The sequence below is a fragment of the Bacillus sp. z26 genome (genome assembly GCF_058313635.1).
On record NZ_JBZFQM010000002.1, the window covers coordinates 621,851 to 641,151 of the forward strand.

The window sequence follows — 19,301 nt, forward strand, 5'->3', positions numbered from 1 at the left end:
TAAAATTTTGCTCAGCAACAAAGGCACCATTTAAAATAATAAACATTTCTTCAGACGCAGGAATTCCTACAAATCCGTAAAATAAAATAATCACCCAATACCCATATAGCTGTAAATAATGTGTAACAACATACCGCCTCTTTTATTTTTCATCCTGCTTTCAAACCTATTTATACGTATATAGTCCGAAAAACGATGGCTCTTGAATCAGGAACTTAACGAGATTTATATTCATTTTCCTGTTCAGTTTCATTTTTTTGATCTTCCGTATAGTTGTCCACATCTATGGCGTAAATAGGCCTTTGTTTAACCTCTTTAAAAATTTTTCCAATATATTCTCCCACTATTCCAATACCGATCAACTGTAAGCCTCCAATAATCCACAGCGAAATCATGATGGAAGTCCAGCCAGATTGTGTATTCCCCAATGTTTTTTGAACCAGTGCATAGCTACCTGCGACCACACTGACAAACAGCGTCAGAAAGCCAATATAGGTAACACAGCGTATAGGTGCCACACTAAAGGATGTTAGACCGTCCAGCGCAAAAGATATCATTTTCTTTAGGGGGTATTTAGACTCCCCTGCTTCTCTTTCCTTCCGATCATATAATACTTCAGTAGAAGAAAAGCCAATCATAGGAATCATCCCTCTTAAGAATAAATTACGTTCCTTATATTTTAACAGTTCCCCCAATGCACGCTTGCTCATTAATCTGAAATCAGCATGATTGGGAATTAGTTTGATTCCCAATTTACCCATCATCCGATAAAAACTGCGTGCTGTCGTACGCTTGAATAAGGTATCCGTTTTCCGCTGACCTCTGACCCCATAGACAATATCGTATCCTTGATTATATTTTTCAACCATCTCTTTTATGACATGAATATCATCCTGTAAATCAGCATCAATGGAGATGACACAATCAGAATGCTTCCCAGCCGTTGCGAGACCAGCAAGCAATGCATTTTGATGACCCACATTGCCAGCTAATTTCAGACCTTTTACAAATCTATTCTGTATACTCTCCATTTGTATTAAATCCCAAGTATCATCTACACTGCCATCATCCACAAATAAAATCGCACTTCTATTTGAAATGGATCGGGAATTCAGTAACTCTTTTAAGATGGATGAAAGCTCTTCTGATGTTTTAGATAATACCTCCTGTTCATTGTAACAAGGTACAACGATCGTTAATACAGGCAGATTCATTATGATTAACTCCTTTACAAGACATGATAGAGATAGATCTTCCACGCTGAATCCTCATGCTCAAAGATATCCATCAATTCAAGGTTATTCTGATTTGCATTCAAAATAGGTACAGCTGAGATAATATATTGACCGCCCATTTCTTTCAGGACGTACGTATTCAACTCTAATTTTTTAATTGTTTTCGAAGAATCTTTCCTATAGTCATACTTCTTTCCAAGCTCATCCACGAAAATATAACAACGGCCGCCCCATTTATCAAAATATTTTTTTAGCTGGGCATTCTTATCAAGCTCTGCCGCAATAATTTCTCGGAACTGATGCTTGTATGCCAATGGATAGTAATTGTTATACGTATCCAAAGTATAGAAGCCATTATACTGAGCAATGGCTGGATGTAATCCGATGCTTACCACTCTGTATGTATCCTGAGGTTTGTCAATATAATCTTTGATTTCAGTAAATTGGTCAACAGCATAAAATTCTTTGAATGTCGGTGCATCAAGCCTTCCATAATACACCTCCGGATTGTACATAAATAAGACAATCAACTGAGCAACAATGGCCCCTTTAGATAAAAGCTTCCATCCCCCTCCATATTTCCAAAGAATACGGCAGGACAGAGCAAACAATACGTATAAAACCAACGGTCTCAGAAAATGAAAACGGGCAAAATTGAAATTATTTAAAAGTGAAATTTGTTCTTTCAAGGATGCCCATCCCTCATAAAACCAAAATGCATACCACGCTGACAAAATAAAATTCAAGATAAACAACTGCACATAATGTTTTTCACTTTTCCAAAGCTTGTTTCGATAAATAATCCATAAAGCTATAAATGATAGTGGTAAAATAATATATTGATGAAGCGTTAATACATGATTATGTCCAATTATGTAGTTTTTAAAAATGAGACGGGTTGATCGGGCAAATCCTAAAGCAGAACTGAAATATTCATCTCGGCTATTTGGCTCCTCAGGAAAAACCAAAGAATACACCAAGCGATATTCGATCAATAAGTAAATAAAAGTCATTAAGGCGATGCTGCCGAAAAATACCCAATTCGGATCTTTTTTCTTAATCCAATCATATAGCCACAGTAATCCCATAGCTGCCAGGAAGAAAAAGAATCCTAATACAAAGCTTGAATAGAACGGCAGAAGAATAAGAATAAGCCAATCTGTCCACCGACTATCTCTTCCTCTAATATTTAAAAATGCATACAAAGCTAGCGGATGGCCTAAGGTAGCCAGCATTCCCGATGGCCAAAATGGCGTCAAAGCAAAGGCCAGTGCAACAAACACACGGATAAAACCGTGCTCCTCTTTTCGAATAAAATGCTTTTTAAGTAAAAGATACATCCCTAGGAAGGCAAAGAATCTTGTGATGGTCTGGCTGATTGAATACGCAGTCATAGATGGCAATAAATAATGAAGCCACTCAATTCCGCTAAATTCAGTTCCAATCGAGTTCCTCGGCAAACCATTGATAATTTGAGGAATGGTCTCATTAATTGGGCCGAACAGCATTTGATTATCCTTCAGGACCTTATACCACGTAATGTTGGAATCTAAGTTGTCATGTACCCGTATATGCGAATTTTCACCAAGGATAAACATCGGGGACAAAAAAATGATCAGTAACACTAACGCAGCGGTCAATAATTTAGTTTCCCCAGTCCATTTATTTCTTAATTCCCCCACTGCTATACACCGACTTTTCAAGAAATATTTAAAATTAACCTACCAATAATTGTAAAATTATAACAATGTTTTTATGGTATCTGTTTAAATATTCATTGTCAAGGAATGGTTGGGATAATATGGATATTGAAATCCTCCCTCTTACAGGGGTCAGGCGTTATATAGCAAATATAGAGAGATGCACGAAAGCTCTACTTTCTCTCAGCTTTCCGCTACCTTTCGTAAACTTTCGTCAAAAGATAGGCACAAATTTAGCTGTTTGTTTCTATGACTCTAAAAAGTACACAAAAAAACCAGCTCATCAACTGAACTGGTTTTATAGTTTTGTTATCTTTTATATATATAAATCTTATGACTGGATTTCATTTAGCAGCTGAATTAAATCTGTCAGCTTTTTAATTTCATAAGCAGGCTTTACCTGATCGGTTGTTTTTTGATGGCGATTTATCCATACAGATTGAATACCTGCGCTATTGGCACCGAGTATATCTGTCATGAGATTATCCCCGACCATCAGAATATCCTTTTTTTCAACATCCATTAACTTAACAGCATGATCAAATAGTTCGGGAGCCGGTTTACCCTGTCCAAAATCTCCCGATATCACGATATGATTAAAATAGGGAGCTATTTCAGGTGTTATTTCAAGCTTGGTTGTTTGTAATTGCGGTGATCCATTTGTCAATAAAAGGAGTTTGTATTTTCCCTTCAAGTGGTCCAGCACTTCAAAGGTATCTTCATAAATGAATGGATGTTTTCTTCTTTCCTCGGGAAACGTATCTGCCAATATTTGTCCAAAATGCGCATCATCTATCCCTAATGCTTTCAGCCCATTCGTCCACACATCTTGTCGATAGACCGGCACAATTCGAGCCATCCTCTGGAATTGCTCATGGCTATCCTGAAAATCTCCCCATAATCCCTCAAAAGGATTAATTCCAATCATTTGTGTGAAAGGGAATGTTTCATACGAGCTGTACAATTTAATAGCTTCTTCCCTGACAGATGCCTCAAGCTGCTCTGGATCTATCCGATATCTTTCCTGAGCCAGTTTGCAGGTTGCATGGAAAGCTTCCTGCACGCTTTTCTGATCCCATAACAATGTATCATCGAGGTCAAACATGATTGCCTTTACCATTATCGATTCCTCCGACTTCCATCCATAACTTTTTCATTTATATCGCTTAATCCACTGCACTGGCTTTCTATTTGATTTTGGAATGAATACCCTTTATACCTGTACTAGATTTACCACTGTCCCTTATACAATAACACTGGTAAAAAATTCATTATAAAGAGCGGCTACTGCCTGTTTTTCCTGAATTTCTTTCACACCAAACATCATACTGACTTCAGAAGATCCCTGATTAATCATTTCGATATTGATATCAGCATTGGCTAAAGCCTTTGAAGCCCTGGCCACTGTACCAACATGGGAGCGCATTCCCTCTCCCACAATCATAATCAGGGATAAATTATGTTCTATTTTCACCTCGTCTGCCTGTAATTCTTCCTTAATCCGGCTGACAATAATCTCTTCAAGCCTGATGTCTAGTTGGTTCTGTCTTAATATAACAGTTATATCATCAATTCCTGAGGGAACATGTTCATAAGATAACTGTAACTCTTCAAGAATGAGAAGAAGTTTACGTCCAAAGCCTATTTCTCTGTTCATTAAATATTTACTCACATATATACTGCAGAAATCATTATCATTTGCAATCCCGACTACTGGCCCATTTACCAATTCTTTCTTACTGACAATCATGGTTCCAGGTGATGAAGGGTTATTCGTATTTTTAATATTTACCGGAATACCTGCTCTAAAGGCAGGAATCAATGCTTCGTCATGCAAAACACTAAATCCGGCATAGGAAAGCTCACGCATTTCCCGATAGGTCAATACACTGATTTCCTTTGGCTTATTCACAATCGTTGGATTAACTGAATATACAGCATCGACATCGGTATAATTTTCGTATAAATCAGCTTTAACTGCGTTAGCCAGAATAGCACCGGTGATATCCGAGCCGCTCCGCGGGAATGTCATCACTTTTCCTTCCTTTGTATAACCAAAGAACCCCGGAAAAATGACGATTCCTTGTTTGTTTCTTAAATGAAGCAGATTCTCGTATGATTCTGCTAATACTTGAGCGTTTCCAGGCTCATCGCTGACCATTAACCCCGCCTCACGGGGATTCATATATTCAGCTTCCACACCTCTGGCTTGGAAAAAAGCAGCCACCAATTTGGCGTTATTGTCTTCTCCACTGGCTTTAACCGCATCCATAAACTGATCCCTATCACTCATATCTCCATTGAGGATTTCCAATAAATCAGCTTTGATTGTATCCACGATTGGACCGATAATGGATAAATCTTCTGCTATAAGTCGATAGCGTTCAATAACCATATCAAATAAATATTCATCACAATTTCCCGTTAACCAGCTTTCTCCACATGCAATGAGCAAATCTGTCACTTTTGTATCAGAAGAAAATCTTTTACCTGGTGCAGAAACTACGACGATTTTACGTTGTGGGTCTGAAACTACAATCTCAAATACTTTATTCAGTTGTTCTCCAGATGCAAGAGAAGTTCCCCCAAATTTAACTACTTTCATTCTGCATATCCCCTATGTTTAATTTTCAGATAATATTAACTATTATCACTTCTCAGCACTAAAGTTTCAAGAGAAAATATGAAAATTTTCAAATAATATCCATTATGATTTCATAATTTTCCTTCTTAGAAAGCAAGTCTATCCACATAATCATTTAGGAAGGCCAGTTGGCTCATTTAATGAAAAACCAAGACAGGCCATTTCATACAGGTGGCAGATATTTTATCCAATCTAGTAACTTTGTTAAAAGAATCTAATTACACAATCGTACACAGAAGTGCTGGAGTATATAGAGAGCATTTCTAAACGACGCTTTTCTTTCACTTATTGAAACATTAAGGAGCCTCCGTCTTTGGAGACTCCTTTGATTTGCGAAATTAGAATCATTATTCAAAAAAACTCGGCTGCATATAGATTCTTTGGTGGACTTCAAAGTAAAAAGATTAAATAAAGTTAGCTTATTCAATGAACAGGATGGGTTAATTCCGATTTAAGGATTGTCTAAATCTACAATTTCATCAAGGTGCTGGGCATAGTAAGTAATACCACGCTTAAAGAATTGTAGTGGTTCATCATTTGTAGTTTCCATTAAATTCATTAAGACGATTTCCATTGCCCTTTTATATTCCCCTGTATTATATAAAGCCATAGAATAAAAGACTTGTAGGGCTCGATGTTCAGGGAATTCGGTCACACCACGGTGAAGGATGCTAACTGCTTCTTTATAATGCCCCAAAATCCGGTAACTGCTTCCGAGACCAAGGAAACATCTTTGTAGATCTGAACCGGATAGACCTTGTTCAATTGCTTTAACATAATAAGGAATTGCTTTGTTGCATAATCCAGAATTATCATAGGCAATCCCTATTTGATAATTAATTTCTGCGTTTTCCGGGTCATTTTCTGACAGATTTATAAGAAGATTAAGTGCATGATTTAAAATAGCCGAATCCTCTTTCGCGCGACCCTCTTCACGTAGTGCGATAGCATGTTCCAGAAGTTCACGTGGATTTTTATTCATTTGTACCCACCTCATTTACCTTGTAATTTACTACCACCGTATTTTTATTTAAAGTCCTTATGTCCTACATTCGACAATATGGAATAAACCCCCTTTTTAGAAGTGTACAATCAGAAGCACATTTCTAAAGGAGTTGTTTATGTTATCAGTGACGCAGAGGGCGAAGGGGCAATAAACATATTAATGAATTTTATTAAGAACTCTGTCTAACAAGTATGATTCGAATATCATGATAAAATTCGAGTTGAAAGATGAAAAGAAGAATAAGTAAGGAGGAAAAAGAACAAGGTCGTTCTTAGTGGCAGTCCCTTTTTTATTTCCTCATTGCACCTCCAAAAACTCAACCGGTACTGTTTTCGTTAACCAAACATTATTTTTTGAACGATAAAACACATATCCTTGTTTCATCATTTCGCCACTTCGTACACGATACACAACCGGTCTCCCGTGTCGTTTTCCTACATTGATTGCTATTTCCTTATCAGGTGAGAGATGAACATACAAACGATTCTTTGGAATTAGTCCAATACGTTCAATGGATTCTGTATACTTTTCTCCCGTACCATGCCATAAAAACTCCGGGGGCTCCACGATTTCCAGCTCTACATCAACTGAAATGGAATGTCCTTGGTTTGCTCGAATAAGAGTCTTATCCTCATTAAAAGAGTATCTCTGCTTATCATCGGTTCGTACAATTTCCTCTAGGATATTCATATCAAAAGGATATTTTTTAGAAATACCTTTAATTAATTCCTCAACATCCGCCCATCCATGCTCGTCCAGGGTAATTCCGATTGATTCTGGTTTGTGACGAAGAATCATACTCATGAACCTGCTCGCTTTAATCAAACTCATTTGCTTGTTCCTCCTTTACAAAATAAAAATTAAAAGAGAATAGAAGCTCCGGATTCAAAGCTGCATCTCTCGATTTTTCGATCTCTTATACTTTTTTAGGTGGTTTTCTTCTATTCTCTCATAATAAGTGATAATTTCACGAAACCAATAATTTAGAATAGCCAATTGGCTCATGATATAATGATGAAATAATCTTGTACAGAGGACCTAAACAGGAGGCAAATATTTTGTCCAAACTAGTTACTTTATTAAAAGAATCGAATTACACAGTCGTATTTACAGGTGCAGGCATATCGACTGAAATAGGCCAGTTACACCCGATTTGTAAATAATTCATTAATGATATAAATATATACTTTAAATAAGTATAAAAAAGAGGAGTCCTTATGACGATGGCTCCTTTTCTCATATCAATGATTAAATTTGATTATTATCTTTTAAATACTGTTCTCCATCTCTTGTAATGTGCGCATCACTCCACCAAATAGCAGCAACATGGTTATTATATTTTTCATCTCTCATTCCGCCTGTATGAAGTACAGTTCCTTCGAATGAAAGATAGCCATCACGTTCTAAACTAGCTAAATAGAACCCGCCTTCATTCGAGCTTTCCAGATCGAATAATGTAGCATCGATTTCGATATTCTTATGTTTCCTATCATAGTATGCTTTTAAAATTTGTAATTCCTTGACTTTAGTCCTCATTTCAATCATCTCCTCGTTATCTCCTATATTCGACGGCAAAGTTAGCAACAGACAATTAAAAGTGGCTATTAAAAATGATATCTTTATAACCAGAATATAACCCGATAGAAACATAATTTCCCGGGTTTCCATAGTTTCCTATATTCCCATAGTTGCCGGATATACCGAAATTCACAGATTTGTAAGGTGAATTATTATAATAGACTAATCGATCTTCATGAATAATTTCGCCCAAATAATTTCCTCTCATATCTATAAATATTTTTTGCTGTCCGAGATAATGACCAATATTTTGTCCACCAGGTGAATAAAGCTGGTTATTTACAAAATTAGCAATATGCACGCCTTACTATTGAATAAAAAATCCACGTTGTTCACCTCCTTCATAAGTACCATATTCAACAATATACCAATAAATCCCTTTTAGTAGGGTAGAGATAAATATACTTCTAGAGAGGAGATGTTTCACAGCATGGATAAAGAAGAGGAGAAAACAGAGGGCTAAGTAATGAAGTCTCGCATTGAAGAAGTTATGTCTAGAATATTTTCGGACAAATACGACGCGAAAATTAAGATAAAGTTTGTCCTTTCTGTAAAAGTTTCCTCATAAAGGAATATGTAATTTTCGCGAAATCAATGATTTAGAATAGCCAATTAGCTCATGATATAATGATGAAATAATCATGTACACAGGACATAAAATAGGAGGCAGATATTTTGTCCAAACTATTAACCATGTTAAAAGATTCCCAATATACAGTCGTATTTACAGGTGCAGGCATGTCGACTGAAAGCGGCTTACCTGATTTCCGCTCTACTAATAACGGATTATGGAAGAAACAAGATCCAGGCACTATTGCCAGTACAGATGCTCTTAATCAAAATGTCAAAGAGTTTTTTGAATTTTATCGCAATCGTGTGGTAGGAGTGAAGGAACACGGCCCACATAAAGGGCATTCCATTCTTGCTAAATGGGAACGTGAAGGTATGATCCAGAGTATCATCACGCAAAATGTGGATGGATTCCACCAGGAGGCCGGCAGTAACCAGGTGGCAGAATTGCACGGAACCTTACAAAAGGTGCACTGCCAAACATGCGGTAAGGAATATGGCAGTGAAATGTATTTAAATGAATCCTATCAATGCGAGTGCGGGGGCAAACTCCGTCCATCCGTCATTCTATTCGGTGAAATGCTGCCTGAAAAACCATTTCTGATGGCGGAAGAGGAAAGCGAAAAAGCAGATTTGTTTATTGTTCTTGGATCATCTTTATCCGTTACACCCGCCAATCAGTTCCCGTTAATCGCTAAGCAAAATGGTGCCAAGCTGGTGATCATTAATTTGGAACCTACTGCTTTCGACTTTTATGCAGATCTCGTGATTCAAAACCGTAAAGCAGGGGAACTTTTAGCAGAAATAGATGCTGAGTTAGTTAAATATACTGAATAAATTCAGGTCAATCTTCTTACCCGAAGATTGACCTTTTTTTGTATGCAGTTGCCATCCTTCTCAGTACCTATCAACTGTACGGATTGGCCCTAAACAAAAAAACGACCCACTAATGAGCCGTATAGATATCAGTCTATTATTCATCTAATTTATGACTTCAGAATATCATGATCTACATAGCGCTCACCATTCAAAGAACTAATAACATTAATGGCTACTCTTGCTCCGTCCCCTGCTGTAATAATTGTATGCATACTCACACCTGCAACTGTGCCGGCTGCCCAGACATGGTCAAGATAGGTTTTACCGGTATCGTCAGTATCAATTATTTTTTTGATACGTGGTTCAGTACCGGGTTTTGTTTTAATACCTGAAGCTTCAGCGAGATCCACTAACATACCTGAAGCCAAAATAACTTCACTGGCTAGATAGCTGGATTCATTCGTTTGAATGATAACTCCATCATTTGTCACTTCAATGTTCTCAGCGGTTTCATTCTTGAATTCAGCTCCAAATTTCTCGGCCTGTTTTTTACCGATTGAAATAAGATCAGGTCCGGTTATTTCTTCTACACCGTAATGGTTTTCGATCCAGGCACGTTTAGTGACACTTTTATCATTATCTAATACCAATGTCTTCTTGCCTGCTCTGGCAGTGAATAAAGCAGCACTTGCACCGCTTGGACCCGCTCCTATAACGATAACATCATACATATCCTCGAACCTCCCAGCCATATTTTCGTTCACCTCTTATTATAACGGTAATAATTACCAAATTCTATTGAAGTGCTTTTTCGAAAATACATAAAAAAATCCAGGTGAGTAAGAATTAATATAGGGTAAATAGTATAATAAAATAAACCTATGCGGATTTACAACGTTAAGATATGCAGGATTTTATTCAGTAACAATTATGACGCCGCAATCATCCTTTGCAAACGTCTAAACCATTACTGGTACTGGAATTTATCAAAAGTGCATAAAAACCTGTATAAACAATGTTACACCAAAAAAGCTACAAACACTGATGTACAGCGTTTGTAGCTTTTTTCAATATTTCTAAACTTTTGTTTGGAACTTTATTTGTATTGGAGCTGTATATGGTACTTATTGGTGCCTGATTTTTATTTTCTGATGTTAGTATGGTTAGTTTTTATTTATACAGTATCTTCTTCTATATCTGCCTTCAATTCTTTAAACCATTTTAAGTTCACTAAATGGTGGGAACGAGAATTTTCGTTCATGCGACGAAAATAATCAATTTTACCAGGTAATTCTTTAGTGGTAGCTAGGTATTCATTCAGAAGAGCAATTCTGGCTTCAGTTTGATTAATTTGTGATTGGATTAATTCTAATAATTTATTTTTATCGAATTCATCTGCAAAGAGCAATGTCCCATAGAATTGTAAGTTTACATAATCGGATTTAGTCCCATATCTGGTCATTAATTTATCGAATTCTTCTCTTCCTAAAGATGTGATTTTAAAGGTATGAATTTCACGACCATTATTTGGATTTAATTGACGTGTTTGCTCAATCAATCCTTTTTCTTCAAGTTGTTGCAAATTGTAATAAAATGAACCTTTAGTAAAGTTAACGATATATTTATAATGTCTTTTTTCCATTAAACTTAATAGTTCGTATCCATGAGCGCCAGGGTTTTGAATAAGTAAGCCAAGGATAAGCAAGGGAATCAAGGTTGCATCACCTTCGCCATTTGTGCTTCAAATTCAGCGTATGTGATTTTCCCTAGAGCCAAATTCATACTGTGAATATAAATTTGTTCAGTTTTCGAATAGTTATTGTTTATTTTTAGTGATTGATTTTCATCTGAAAGAGGCTCTAAGATATGACACTTTTTCGAAAATGCTTCGAAATAGCGATAACCGAATTTCCTCTGGGAAACGGCGTTCAAATGAATACCATCTGGATTGGCAGTTAAACCTTCGGCTGATACAAAATAACAATATTGCTGCTCATGAGCGAATCGACGTAATTCTTCGTTGATCTCTTGAAACTCTGTTGAATACTTTCCAAAACCTGTTTTTCCTAGAAAATCACCAAGCTCACCAATGATTAATGGGACATTTTGAAGGTTTAATTCTTTGCGTAAAGTTTCAATGATAAGAGATAACTTTTCATAATACGTTTCATGTAAAGAATTATTACTATCACTTTCACCTTGATGCCAAAGTATGCCACAAATTTCACTAGTTTCAAGTGCAAATCGAGCTTCAGACAAAGCATGTTGAAAAAGTGTACCTTGTGGATGCCAATCGTTCAAGGAACTGCCACCTTCCGCACAAGGAATCAAACCAATTTCTTCATCCGGGTTAGCTTTCGACCATGCCTCTGCAAAAGATGCTGCTAGACTTACACCAGCAACAGGGCGGTCATAATTAATCGGCTCTGTCATCATTTGCCACTGACCATTGCGAAGCATTTTTATTTTTTCATTATAGATAGGTTCTACCTCATGCAAGAATCCACGACCTGCCATATTTGATTGTCCTAACATTAAAAAAGATTTTATCATTTAAATTCAATCCTTTACATAATAGTCTAATTAGACTTCTAATTATAGAGTCTAATTAGACTATTATCAACTCACTATAATTAGTCATGACGGGACCTCGTATATACGAATGCATCCATAGATGTTTATATATAACTACAATAAAAAAGGTACTACATCATTAAAATGTAATACCTTTTTAGTAGTTTCATAGTAATATTTCACCCTAGGTAAAAGAATTGCGTAATTAAATGATCAACGAACTGCCCTCTCCCGAGTTAAGAGAACATATAAAATCATTGAAATAAAAACAGACACAGCAGCCGTCATATAAATACCGTTATAGCCAAATGAATGTCCAATTTGTCCAAAAATCATGGCTCCCACCCCTATACCTAAGTCGAAAAATGAATAGAATGTAGCATTTGCCATTCCTTTTCGATTTTGAGGCGCCTGGTCAATTGCCCATGCCTGCAAGGCTGGCTGAACACTTCCAAAGCCAAATCCATAAAGGAAAGCCGCAAACAGCATAACGCCCATACTAGGTAACCACGATAATAATATCATAGCAATAAAAATCAATAAGGTTCCCGGTATAAATACAGCTTTATGCCCTTTTCGATCATATAATTGCCCTGCAAATGTTCTCGTTAACATGACAGACAAGGCATAGATTACAAAATACCATTGAATCCCTTCAATTCCCTTTTGCGCCGTATATAAAGGAAGAAAAGTTGCTATTCCTCCAAAAGTAAATGTAATGAAAAATGCCAGTACAGATGGTTTCAACGAACTTTTTTCATACAGATCCAGCGTTTTTTTGCCACTTGGCTGTACAGTCACTTTCTCAGCCTTCTTGAATTTAATTTGCGTTGCTACTAAAAGAGCCATTATTCCAAGGACAGAGCAAATCAAGAAAAATTGATTAAACGGCAACAGAACAACCAATGCCAGGCCAAGGGATGGCCCAATTGCCATTGCTACATTTCCGGATAGCCCAAAGTATCCCATCCCTTCACCCCGTCTTGATGCCGGAACCAGGTCAGAAGCCACCGTACCTGTAGCTGTCGTTAAGGCACCCCAGCCCAACCCTTGAATAATCCGCATCATAAACAGTAAAGCAATACTTGCCATAAATCCAAATGATCCAACTGTCAGGATAACAACAATCAAACCTCCAAAATAGACAATTCGTCTTCCCTTTGTTTCCAATGCCTTTCCTGCAAAGGGTCTGATCAGTAAAGCTGAAAATGTAAAAATACCAACTACTGCTCCAATAAGCTGGTCACTTCCACCGAGATGTTTAACATATAACGACATAGTCGGCAATGTCATTTGGAAACTTAAAAAAATCAAGAAGTTCGTGATACAGATGAAGACAAAATCTCTTGTCCATATTTTTTCCTTTTTTATTTTCTGTTGTACACCTTGTTGTACTTGATCAATCATTTTATACCTTCTTTCTTGTCCTATACATTCATTAATCTTATCGAATCCCAAACTATCTTTCTATGGAAATTTTGTTAATAAACAAAAAATCCTCCCTTTTCTGTTGGCAAGAGAGTTATATATTGTTATTCCAATCCACATAGTTTTACAGAGCGTACTAATACTAAAATGTTATACAACATTCATATTTATAGCTTGGAGTATACAAAGCTTATGAGCCTCTTTTGGAGCGTTTCGTCATATGACATCTCTTTTTTAATCATTAATCTGTCACTCTTAATTATGAACATTTTGTCTATTTTTAACAAATATAATACTCACTTAAACTGGTATATTTTAGGTGGAATGAGGAGAGAATATAGTAAGCTATGAGTATAATTCCAAAAGCCTGATAACCAGAGGATTAGGAGTAATTACGCAATATTTAAATAATTATTTACTACCTGGAGCATACGTCAGTTTAATTGCGAATATCCCCGCTAATCGGCTCTATCAAAAATTCGGGTTTGAATATACTGCTCCCCAATTCTGTCGGGATGTACCGGAAAATATAACTAATCCATTGAAAATAACAGCCAGTACCCTTTGATAAAATATAAATAAATTTGATCATCCATTATTCTTAATAAATATCTATCATCCAAATTAGTAAATTATTAATGATTTCACTCTGAGTTTTTTGTCATTCAGATTTTGATTATACGTGTCGATAGCTCATCTTATATGACCTCCCATCACCTTAAACTGAACATGTAAACTGATATATTATCCTCATAAGTATTTCTACCTACTCCCACCCTTTTTCATGTGCAAATACGAAAATTAGGCAATACTTTTTAACTATTTTTAGAAAAATCTAAATATTCAAAAGACTATTTATAACCGGGGTGTTAAATTTAAAGTGTGGTAGATACCAAGTTATTTACCAAAATTCTATTTTCAATAAAAAAAGGGGGGATTTTGTAGGTTTCAGGTTTTGACAAATGAAGAGGAGGTTGGAGCTTTGCGTTACAAAAATACTAAAAATGTAGTTTTTGCTTTACTGTCACTGCTATTACTTTTATCTAACTTATTAATTGGTATAGGAACAGCCAGCGCTAATACATATGAAAACACCAATCTTAAACCCATCAGGAACACTGTAAATAAGAAACTGGATGTAAGTAAATATGACCTAGATGAAAAGGTACGGGTTATTGTAGAACTCGAAGGAACCCCTGCGATTGAATACGCTACTAAAAAAGGGGTTATGTTTAAAGAACTTTCCAAAACAGAACAATCGGAATTACAAGCAAGTGTTAAAGATCAGCAAACCGATTTCCTATCATCTGTTAATAAGAAACGTGTAAAATTCGATGTTGAAAACTCCTTCACAGTAGTTGCAAATGGGATCAGCGGTGAAGTGAAGGCTTCAGACATTTCAAAGCTTGAAAGTATCTCTACTGTTTCGTCTGTGCATATTGCCAATGAATATAAGCGACCAGAAGTAAAACCTCAAATGGTAACGAGCGGGGATATTGTTAAAGCAGAAGAAACATGGGTCAGAGGATACAATGGTACGGGTACAGTTGTCGGTATTATTGATACAGGAATCGACCCAAGCCATAAAGATATGATTTTAACCGATGAAAGTAAGGCTAAATTGAAGAAATCAGATGTAGAATCAGCTTTAACTAAGAACAAACTCTCTGGAAAATATCACACTGCAAAGGTCCCATACGGATATAACTATTATGATAAGAACCAGGAAATTTTAGATTTGGGACCAGATGCATCCATGCACGGAATGCACGTGGGCGGAACTGTTGGTTCTAATGGTTCTAAAGATAACGGCGGTATAAAAGGGATTGCCCCCGAAACGCAATTATTAGCTTTAAAAGTGTTTGGTAACGATGCAGCTATGCCTTCTACTTGGGGCGATATCTATATTAAAGCCATTGATGATGCCATTTTGCTGGGTGCAGATGTGCTAAATATGAGCCTTGGATCAACCGGAGCATTTCAAAATCCTGAAGATCCTGAACAAAAATCCATTGAACGTGCAGTCAATAATGGTGTGTTAATGTCGATTTCGGCAGGTAATTCAGCTCAATTTTCTGATGGATATGCAGATCCCCTTGCAATCAACCCTGATATTGGACTTGTCGGTTCACCAAGCGTTTCCAGGGATTCGATTTCTGTAGCCTCTCTTGAAAATACACATGTATTTGTAGACAAGTTTGAATTAACAATAGGAGGGGCAACTTACCAAGCTGGGTATAAAACACAATCCTCTCCCCTTCCATTGGATGTTTTTAATACTAGCGAGAAGGATGTTGTTTATGTTGGAGACGGACACCCTGATCGATACAAGGACAAGGATGTAAAAGGAAAAATCGTCTTTGCTGTAAGAACAGGCGCCACTCCGAACTACGGGGAAATACAAAAGCAAGCTGAAACAGCCGGAGCTATTGGTGTTATTGTCAGAGGTACTCCAGCACATGGCGACTTTGTAAGCATGGCCTTGAATAACCCTACGATTCCTCTAGTATCATTGCGTGTAAGTGACGGTACCATGTTCGAAGAGAAATTTAAATCTGCCGGTGAAGTCGGCAAGGTTAAATTCACTGGAGAAATGATTCAACTTGAAAATAGTACAGCAGGTCAATTATCCACCTTCACATCTTGGGGAGTGACACCTAACCTAGACTTTAAACCGGAAATTACAGCACCTGGCGGAAAAATCTATTCCACCTTAAATGATAATAAATATGGTGTCATGAGTGGTACATCCATGGCTGCACCTCATGTTTCTGGTGGATCAGCACTTGTGTTGGAATACGTCAAAAAAACCTTCCCGAACCTTACAGGTAAAGATAAGGTTCAACGTGCTAAAACAATATTGCTAAACACGTCTGAAACCATTAAAGATTCTACAGGTACAACCTACTATTCACCACGCCGTCAGGGTGCAGGTTTGATGCAATTGAATTCTGCTGTCACTTCACCGATTTATGTTGTCAATAAAGGAACAGATGAAGGAAAAGTAACTTTGAAGGAAATTGCAACCGATAAGTTCTCCTTCACACTGACAGCTACTAATTTCAGCAAGAAAGATGCCACCTATACAGTAGATACAAGCGTGCTTACTGATGCTCTCTATGAAGCTGGTGGACATACATTTAATGATCTAACACCTCAGGAAATTAAAAAAGCGGTCGTCTCATCGGACAATGAAATAACAGTTGAAGCTGGTAAGTCTAAAGATTTCACAATCACGATTGATTTAAAAAATGCAAAAGCTGATTTAGAAAAAGCGATGAAAAACGGATACTTTGTTGAAGGCTTTGTTTTCTTAAAAGCTAAAAACAAAGAAGATTCACTTCCTACTATTTCCGTACCATTTGTCGGATTTAAAGGGGATTGGAACAAAGCAAACATAATTGATCCAATGAGTAATGATGCGAACTCTTTCTACGGAATGACTGGTCTCGCCAATGCAGATACTGGGGAATTTTACGGAGTCAGTCCATTTGATAAAAATGAAATTGTCGATCCAGGTAAGATAGCCTTTTCACCAAATGGCGATGGACATAATGATTTAGTAGCACCCGCTTTATCCTTTTTACGAAATAGCAAAACGGTGGAATATAGTATTATCGATACAGATGGTAAAACCCTGCGTAAAATAACTACAGATAAATACCAAAGAAAGAATTATGCAGCAGACTCTGTCGTCACATTTGAGCCATATACTACGGAATGGGATGGCAAAGTAAATAACAAACAGGTTCAAGAAGGACTATACTATTACGAAATTAAAGCAACAATTGATTATGAAAATAAAGACCCTCAAGTATTTAAGATGCCTATCCTGGTTGATAACACAGAGCCAACTGTATCTGATCTTAAATATGATGACTCAACTAAAACAGTCACATTTAAGGCAGAGGATACAAAAACCGGTGCAGGACTTAAGTACATTGAGCTTTCCATCAATGGTAAAACACTAAAGAATTATGTAGCACCTAATACCACGAATACCTATAGTGTTATATTAACAGACCAAAAGTATTCAGATGATGCTCCTGTGGAAGTGAAGAACGGAGATAATATCAATGTTATAGCACATGACTATGCCGGAAACCGCGACGCTATATCATTATTGGATAAGACAATCCCTTACATCATTTCTGAAGAACCTGCACCACTTGGAGTTTATAGAGATCTTGAAGTATTGGTCGAAGGTTATGTAACGGACGATTCTGAGATGGATTATGTTTGGGTTGAATATGAAGGAAAACGCCAAAATCAAGTTCTTAAATGGGATAAAGAAACAAAACAGTATTATTTCTCGGATATACTCGAATTCTCAAAAGAAGGAAAACATGACATTCGTTTCTATGGATCTGATGTAGCCGGCAACAAAATTGATTTCAACAGAGAAATATTCATAGATACAAAGGAACCTACAATCGATATTGATTATAAAGCTTATTCAGCAGGCGAAAACCAAAAGGTTACCGTCAAAGTTGGAGATAATTATAATGCGCTTCGATTACTTGTAAATGGAAATGAAGAAATAAATACTTTTAATGAGTTGGGAGACTTACCTGTACATGCACATTATTCAGTGACCGAGGATATAGAGCTACAATTAGAAGATGGCATAAATGAATATGAATTCGTCCTTGAAGATTTAGCAGGCTATCAGGTTAAGAAGAGAATTGAAATTAATAAAGTTCCTGTACCTGTTCAGCCATCCGTTAATGCAGTATCGGATGCAAGCACAAAAATCACAGGTACAGCACCAGATTCAAAAATAACTATTACAGACAAAAAGAACTTAACATTATCTACAACTGCGAAAAGCGGTAAATTCTCAATAGATTTAAAAACCAAACTAAAAGCGGGTACTAAATTATACGCTACTGTTACAGATCCAAAAACTGGATTATTGAGCCAAGAAACAACGATCACAGTTACAGACAAAACTGCTCCTTCTGCACCTTCTGTCAATGCCGTTTCAGACAATTCAATAGCTGTCACAGGGAAAACCGAAGCAGGTGCTGAAGTGACGGTGAAAGCCGGGTCTAAAACTCTTGGTACCACTACTGCCAACAGCAAAGGAAACTATACCGTTAAAATCAGCAAACAAAAAGCCGGCACTTCCCTTTCCGTAACTGCGAAAGATAAGGCTGGCAATACAAGCAAGGCGAAAACGGTTAAAGTGGCCGATAAAACAGCACCTTCTGCACCTTCTGTCAATACGGTATCTGACAAGTCAATAACCGTAGCAGGTAAGACAGAAGCAGGTGCTAAAGTGACGGTGAAAGCCGGGTCCAAAACTCTTGGTACGGCTACCGCCAATAGCAAAGGAAACTATACCGTTAAAATCAGCAAACAAAAAGCCGCCACTTCCCTTTCCGTAACTGCGAAAGATAAGGCTGGCAATACAAGCAAAGCCAGAAGCGTTAAAGTCACGGATAAAACAGCCCCATCCGCACCTTCTGTTAATACGGTAAAAGCAAGTTCTACAAAAGTCACAGGGAAAACCGAAGCAGGTGCTAAAGTGACGGTAAAAGCGGGATCCAAGACACTTGGTACTGCTACGGCTAACAGTAAAGGGAACTATACGGTCAAAATCAAAAAACAAAAAGCCGGCACTTCCCTCTCTGTAATTGCGAAAGATAAAGCTGGAAATACAAGCAAAGCAAAAACGGTTACGGTAAAAAAATAAGTATACGAAAAGGTGCTCTGGCAGGAATACAGAGCACCTTCTTCTTAGA

14 protein-coding genes are annotated in these 19,301 nt (G+C 37.0%); 2 read left to right on the forward strand and 12 right to left on the reverse strand.

The window, feature by feature from the left end:
- Positions 1 to 215: 215 nt before the first annotated feature.
- The 8 genes from AC4G3K_RS08200 to AC4G3K_RS08235 form a co-directional block, all read right to left on the reverse strand.
- Positions 216 to 1,214, reverse strand: a complete 999-nt coding sequence (locus tag AC4G3K_RS08200; protein ID WP_491132994.1) for a glycosyltransferase family 2 protein — start codon at positions 1,212 to 1,214, stop codon at positions 216 to 218.
- Between the two features lie 14 nt (positions 1,215 to 1,228).
- Positions 1,229 to 2,917, reverse strand: coding sequence for a DUF6044 family protein (locus tag AC4G3K_RS08205; RefSeq protein ID WP_491132995.1), 1,689 nt, complete (start codon positions 2,915 to 2,917; stop codon positions 1,229 to 1,231).
- Positions 2,918 to 3,266: 349 nt separating this feature from the next.
- Positions 3,267 to 4,055, reverse strand: coding sequence for an HAD family hydrolase (locus AC4G3K_RS08210; RefSeq protein ID WP_491076663.1), 789 nt, complete (start codon positions 4,053 to 4,055; stop codon positions 3,267 to 3,269).
- Positions 4,056 to 4,178: 123 nt separating this feature from the next.
- Positions 4,179 to 5,540, reverse strand: coding sequence for an aspartate kinase (locus AC4G3K_RS08215; RefSeq protein ID WP_491076662.1), 1,362 nt, complete (start codon positions 5,538 to 5,540; stop codon positions 4,179 to 4,181).
- 490 nt (positions 5,541 to 6,030) lie between these two features.
- A complete protein-coding gene (locus AC4G3K_RS08220) occupies positions 6,031 to 6,561 on the reverse strand; it encodes a tetratricopeptide repeat protein (protein WP_491132996.1) in 531 nt (176 codons plus the stop codon).
- A 321-nt stretch (positions 6,562 to 6,882) separates the two neighbouring features.
- A complete protein-coding gene (locus AC4G3K_RS08225; RefSeq protein WP_491132997.1) occupies positions 6,883 to 7,416 on the reverse strand; it encodes an RNA 2'-phosphotransferase in 534 nt (177 codons plus the stop codon).
- 417 nt (positions 7,417 to 7,833) lie between these two features.
- On the reverse strand, positions 7,834 to 8,121 hold the full coding sequence (locus tag AC4G3K_RS08230; RefSeq protein WP_491132998.1) for a hypothetical protein: 288 nt from the start codon (positions 8,119 to 8,121) through the stop codon (positions 7,834 to 7,836).
- Positions 8,122 to 8,176: 55 nt separating this feature from the next.
- Positions 8,177 to 8,356: a hypothetical protein gene (locus tag AC4G3K_RS08235; RefSeq protein ID WP_491132999.1), complete on the reverse strand. Its 180-nt coding sequence runs from the start codon at positions 8,354 to 8,356 to the stop codon at positions 8,177 to 8,179.
- A gap of 482 nt (positions 8,357 to 8,838) precedes the next feature.
- Here AC4G3K_RS08235 and AC4G3K_RS08240 point away from each other — a divergent pair, with 482 nt between their 5' ends.
- Positions 8,839 to 9,570, forward strand: a complete 732-nt coding sequence (locus AC4G3K_RS08240) for an NAD-dependent protein deacylase (RefSeq protein ID WP_491133000.1) — start codon at positions 8,839 to 8,841, stop codon at positions 9,568 to 9,570.
- A gap of 149 nt (positions 9,571 to 9,719) precedes the next feature.
- Here the strand turns inward: AC4G3K_RS08240 and AC4G3K_RS08245 are convergent, their stop codons facing one another.
- From AC4G3K_RS08245 to AC4G3K_RS08260, 4 genes are all read right to left on the reverse strand, one after another.
- Positions 9,720 to 10,283, reverse strand: coding sequence for an NAD(P)/FAD-dependent oxidoreductase (locus AC4G3K_RS08245; RefSeq protein ID WP_491077179.1), 564 nt, complete (start codon positions 10,281 to 10,283; stop codon positions 9,720 to 9,722).
- A gap of 443 nt (positions 10,284 to 10,726) precedes the next feature.
- Positions 10,727 to 11,266, reverse strand: coding sequence for a helix-turn-helix transcriptional regulator (locus tag AC4G3K_RS08250; RefSeq protein ID WP_491076658.1), 540 nt, complete (start codon positions 11,264 to 11,266; stop codon positions 10,727 to 10,729).
- Positions 11,263 to 12,105: a sialate O-acetylesterase gene (locus AC4G3K_RS08255; protein WP_491076657.1), complete on the reverse strand. Its 843-nt coding sequence runs from the start codon at positions 12,103 to 12,105 to the stop codon at positions 11,263 to 11,265. Before AC4G3K_RS08255 ends, AC4G3K_RS08250 begins: the two co-directional genes overlap by 4 nt.
- A gap of 234 nt (positions 12,106 to 12,339) precedes the next feature.
- Positions 12,340 to 13,533, reverse strand: coding sequence for an MFS transporter (locus tag AC4G3K_RS08260; protein WP_491076656.1), 1,194 nt, complete (start codon positions 13,531 to 13,533; stop codon positions 12,340 to 12,342).
- 1,003 nt (positions 13,534 to 14,536) lie between these two features.
- On the opposite strand from AC4G3K_RS08260, the gene AC4G3K_RS08265 reads away from it, so the two are divergent.
- Complete coding sequence (locus AC4G3K_RS08265; RefSeq protein WP_491133001.1) at positions 14,537 to 19,252, forward strand: Ig-like domain-containing protein; 4,716 nt, start codon at positions 14,537 to 14,539, stop codon at positions 19,250 to 19,252.
- Positions 19,253 to 19,301 lie beyond the last annotated feature (49 nt).

Bases quoted from the DNA above. Each gene is read 5' to 3' on its own strand.
- AC4G3K_RS08200 (WP_491132994.1), bottom strand. From the start codon at position 1,214: ATGAATCTGCCTGTATTAACGATCGTTGTACCTTGTTACAATGAACAG.
- AC4G3K_RS08210 (WP_491076663.1), bottom strand. From the start codon at position 4,055: ATGGTAAAGGCAATCATGTTTGACCTCGATGATACATTGTTATGGGAT.
- AC4G3K_RS08215 (WP_491076662.1), bottom strand. From the start codon at position 5,540: ATGAAAGTAGTTAAATTTGGGGGAACTTCTCTTGCATCTGGAGAACAA.
- AC4G3K_RS08220 (WP_491132996.1), bottom strand. From the start codon at position 6,561: ATGAATAAAAATCCACGTGAACTTCTGGAACATGCTATCGCACTACGT.
- AC4G3K_RS08225 (WP_491132997.1), bottom strand. From the start codon at position 7,416: ATGAGTTTGATTAAAGCGAGCAGGTTCATGAGTATGATTCTTCGTCAC.
- AC4G3K_RS08230 (WP_491132998.1), bottom strand. From the start codon at position 8,121: ATGAGGACTAAAGTCAAGGAATTACAAATTTTAAAAGCATACTATGAT.
- AC4G3K_RS08245 (WP_491077179.1), bottom strand. From the start codon at position 10,283: ATGTATGATGTTATCGTTATAGGAGCGGGTCCAAGCGGTGCAAGTGCT.
- AC4G3K_RS08255 (WP_491076657.1), bottom strand. From the start codon at position 12,105: ATGATAAAATCTTTTTTAATGTTAGGACAATCAAATATGGCAGGTCGT.
- AC4G3K_RS08260 (WP_491076656.1), bottom strand. From the start codon at position 13,533: ATGATTGATCAAGTACAACAAGGTGTACAACAGAAAATAAAAAAGGAA.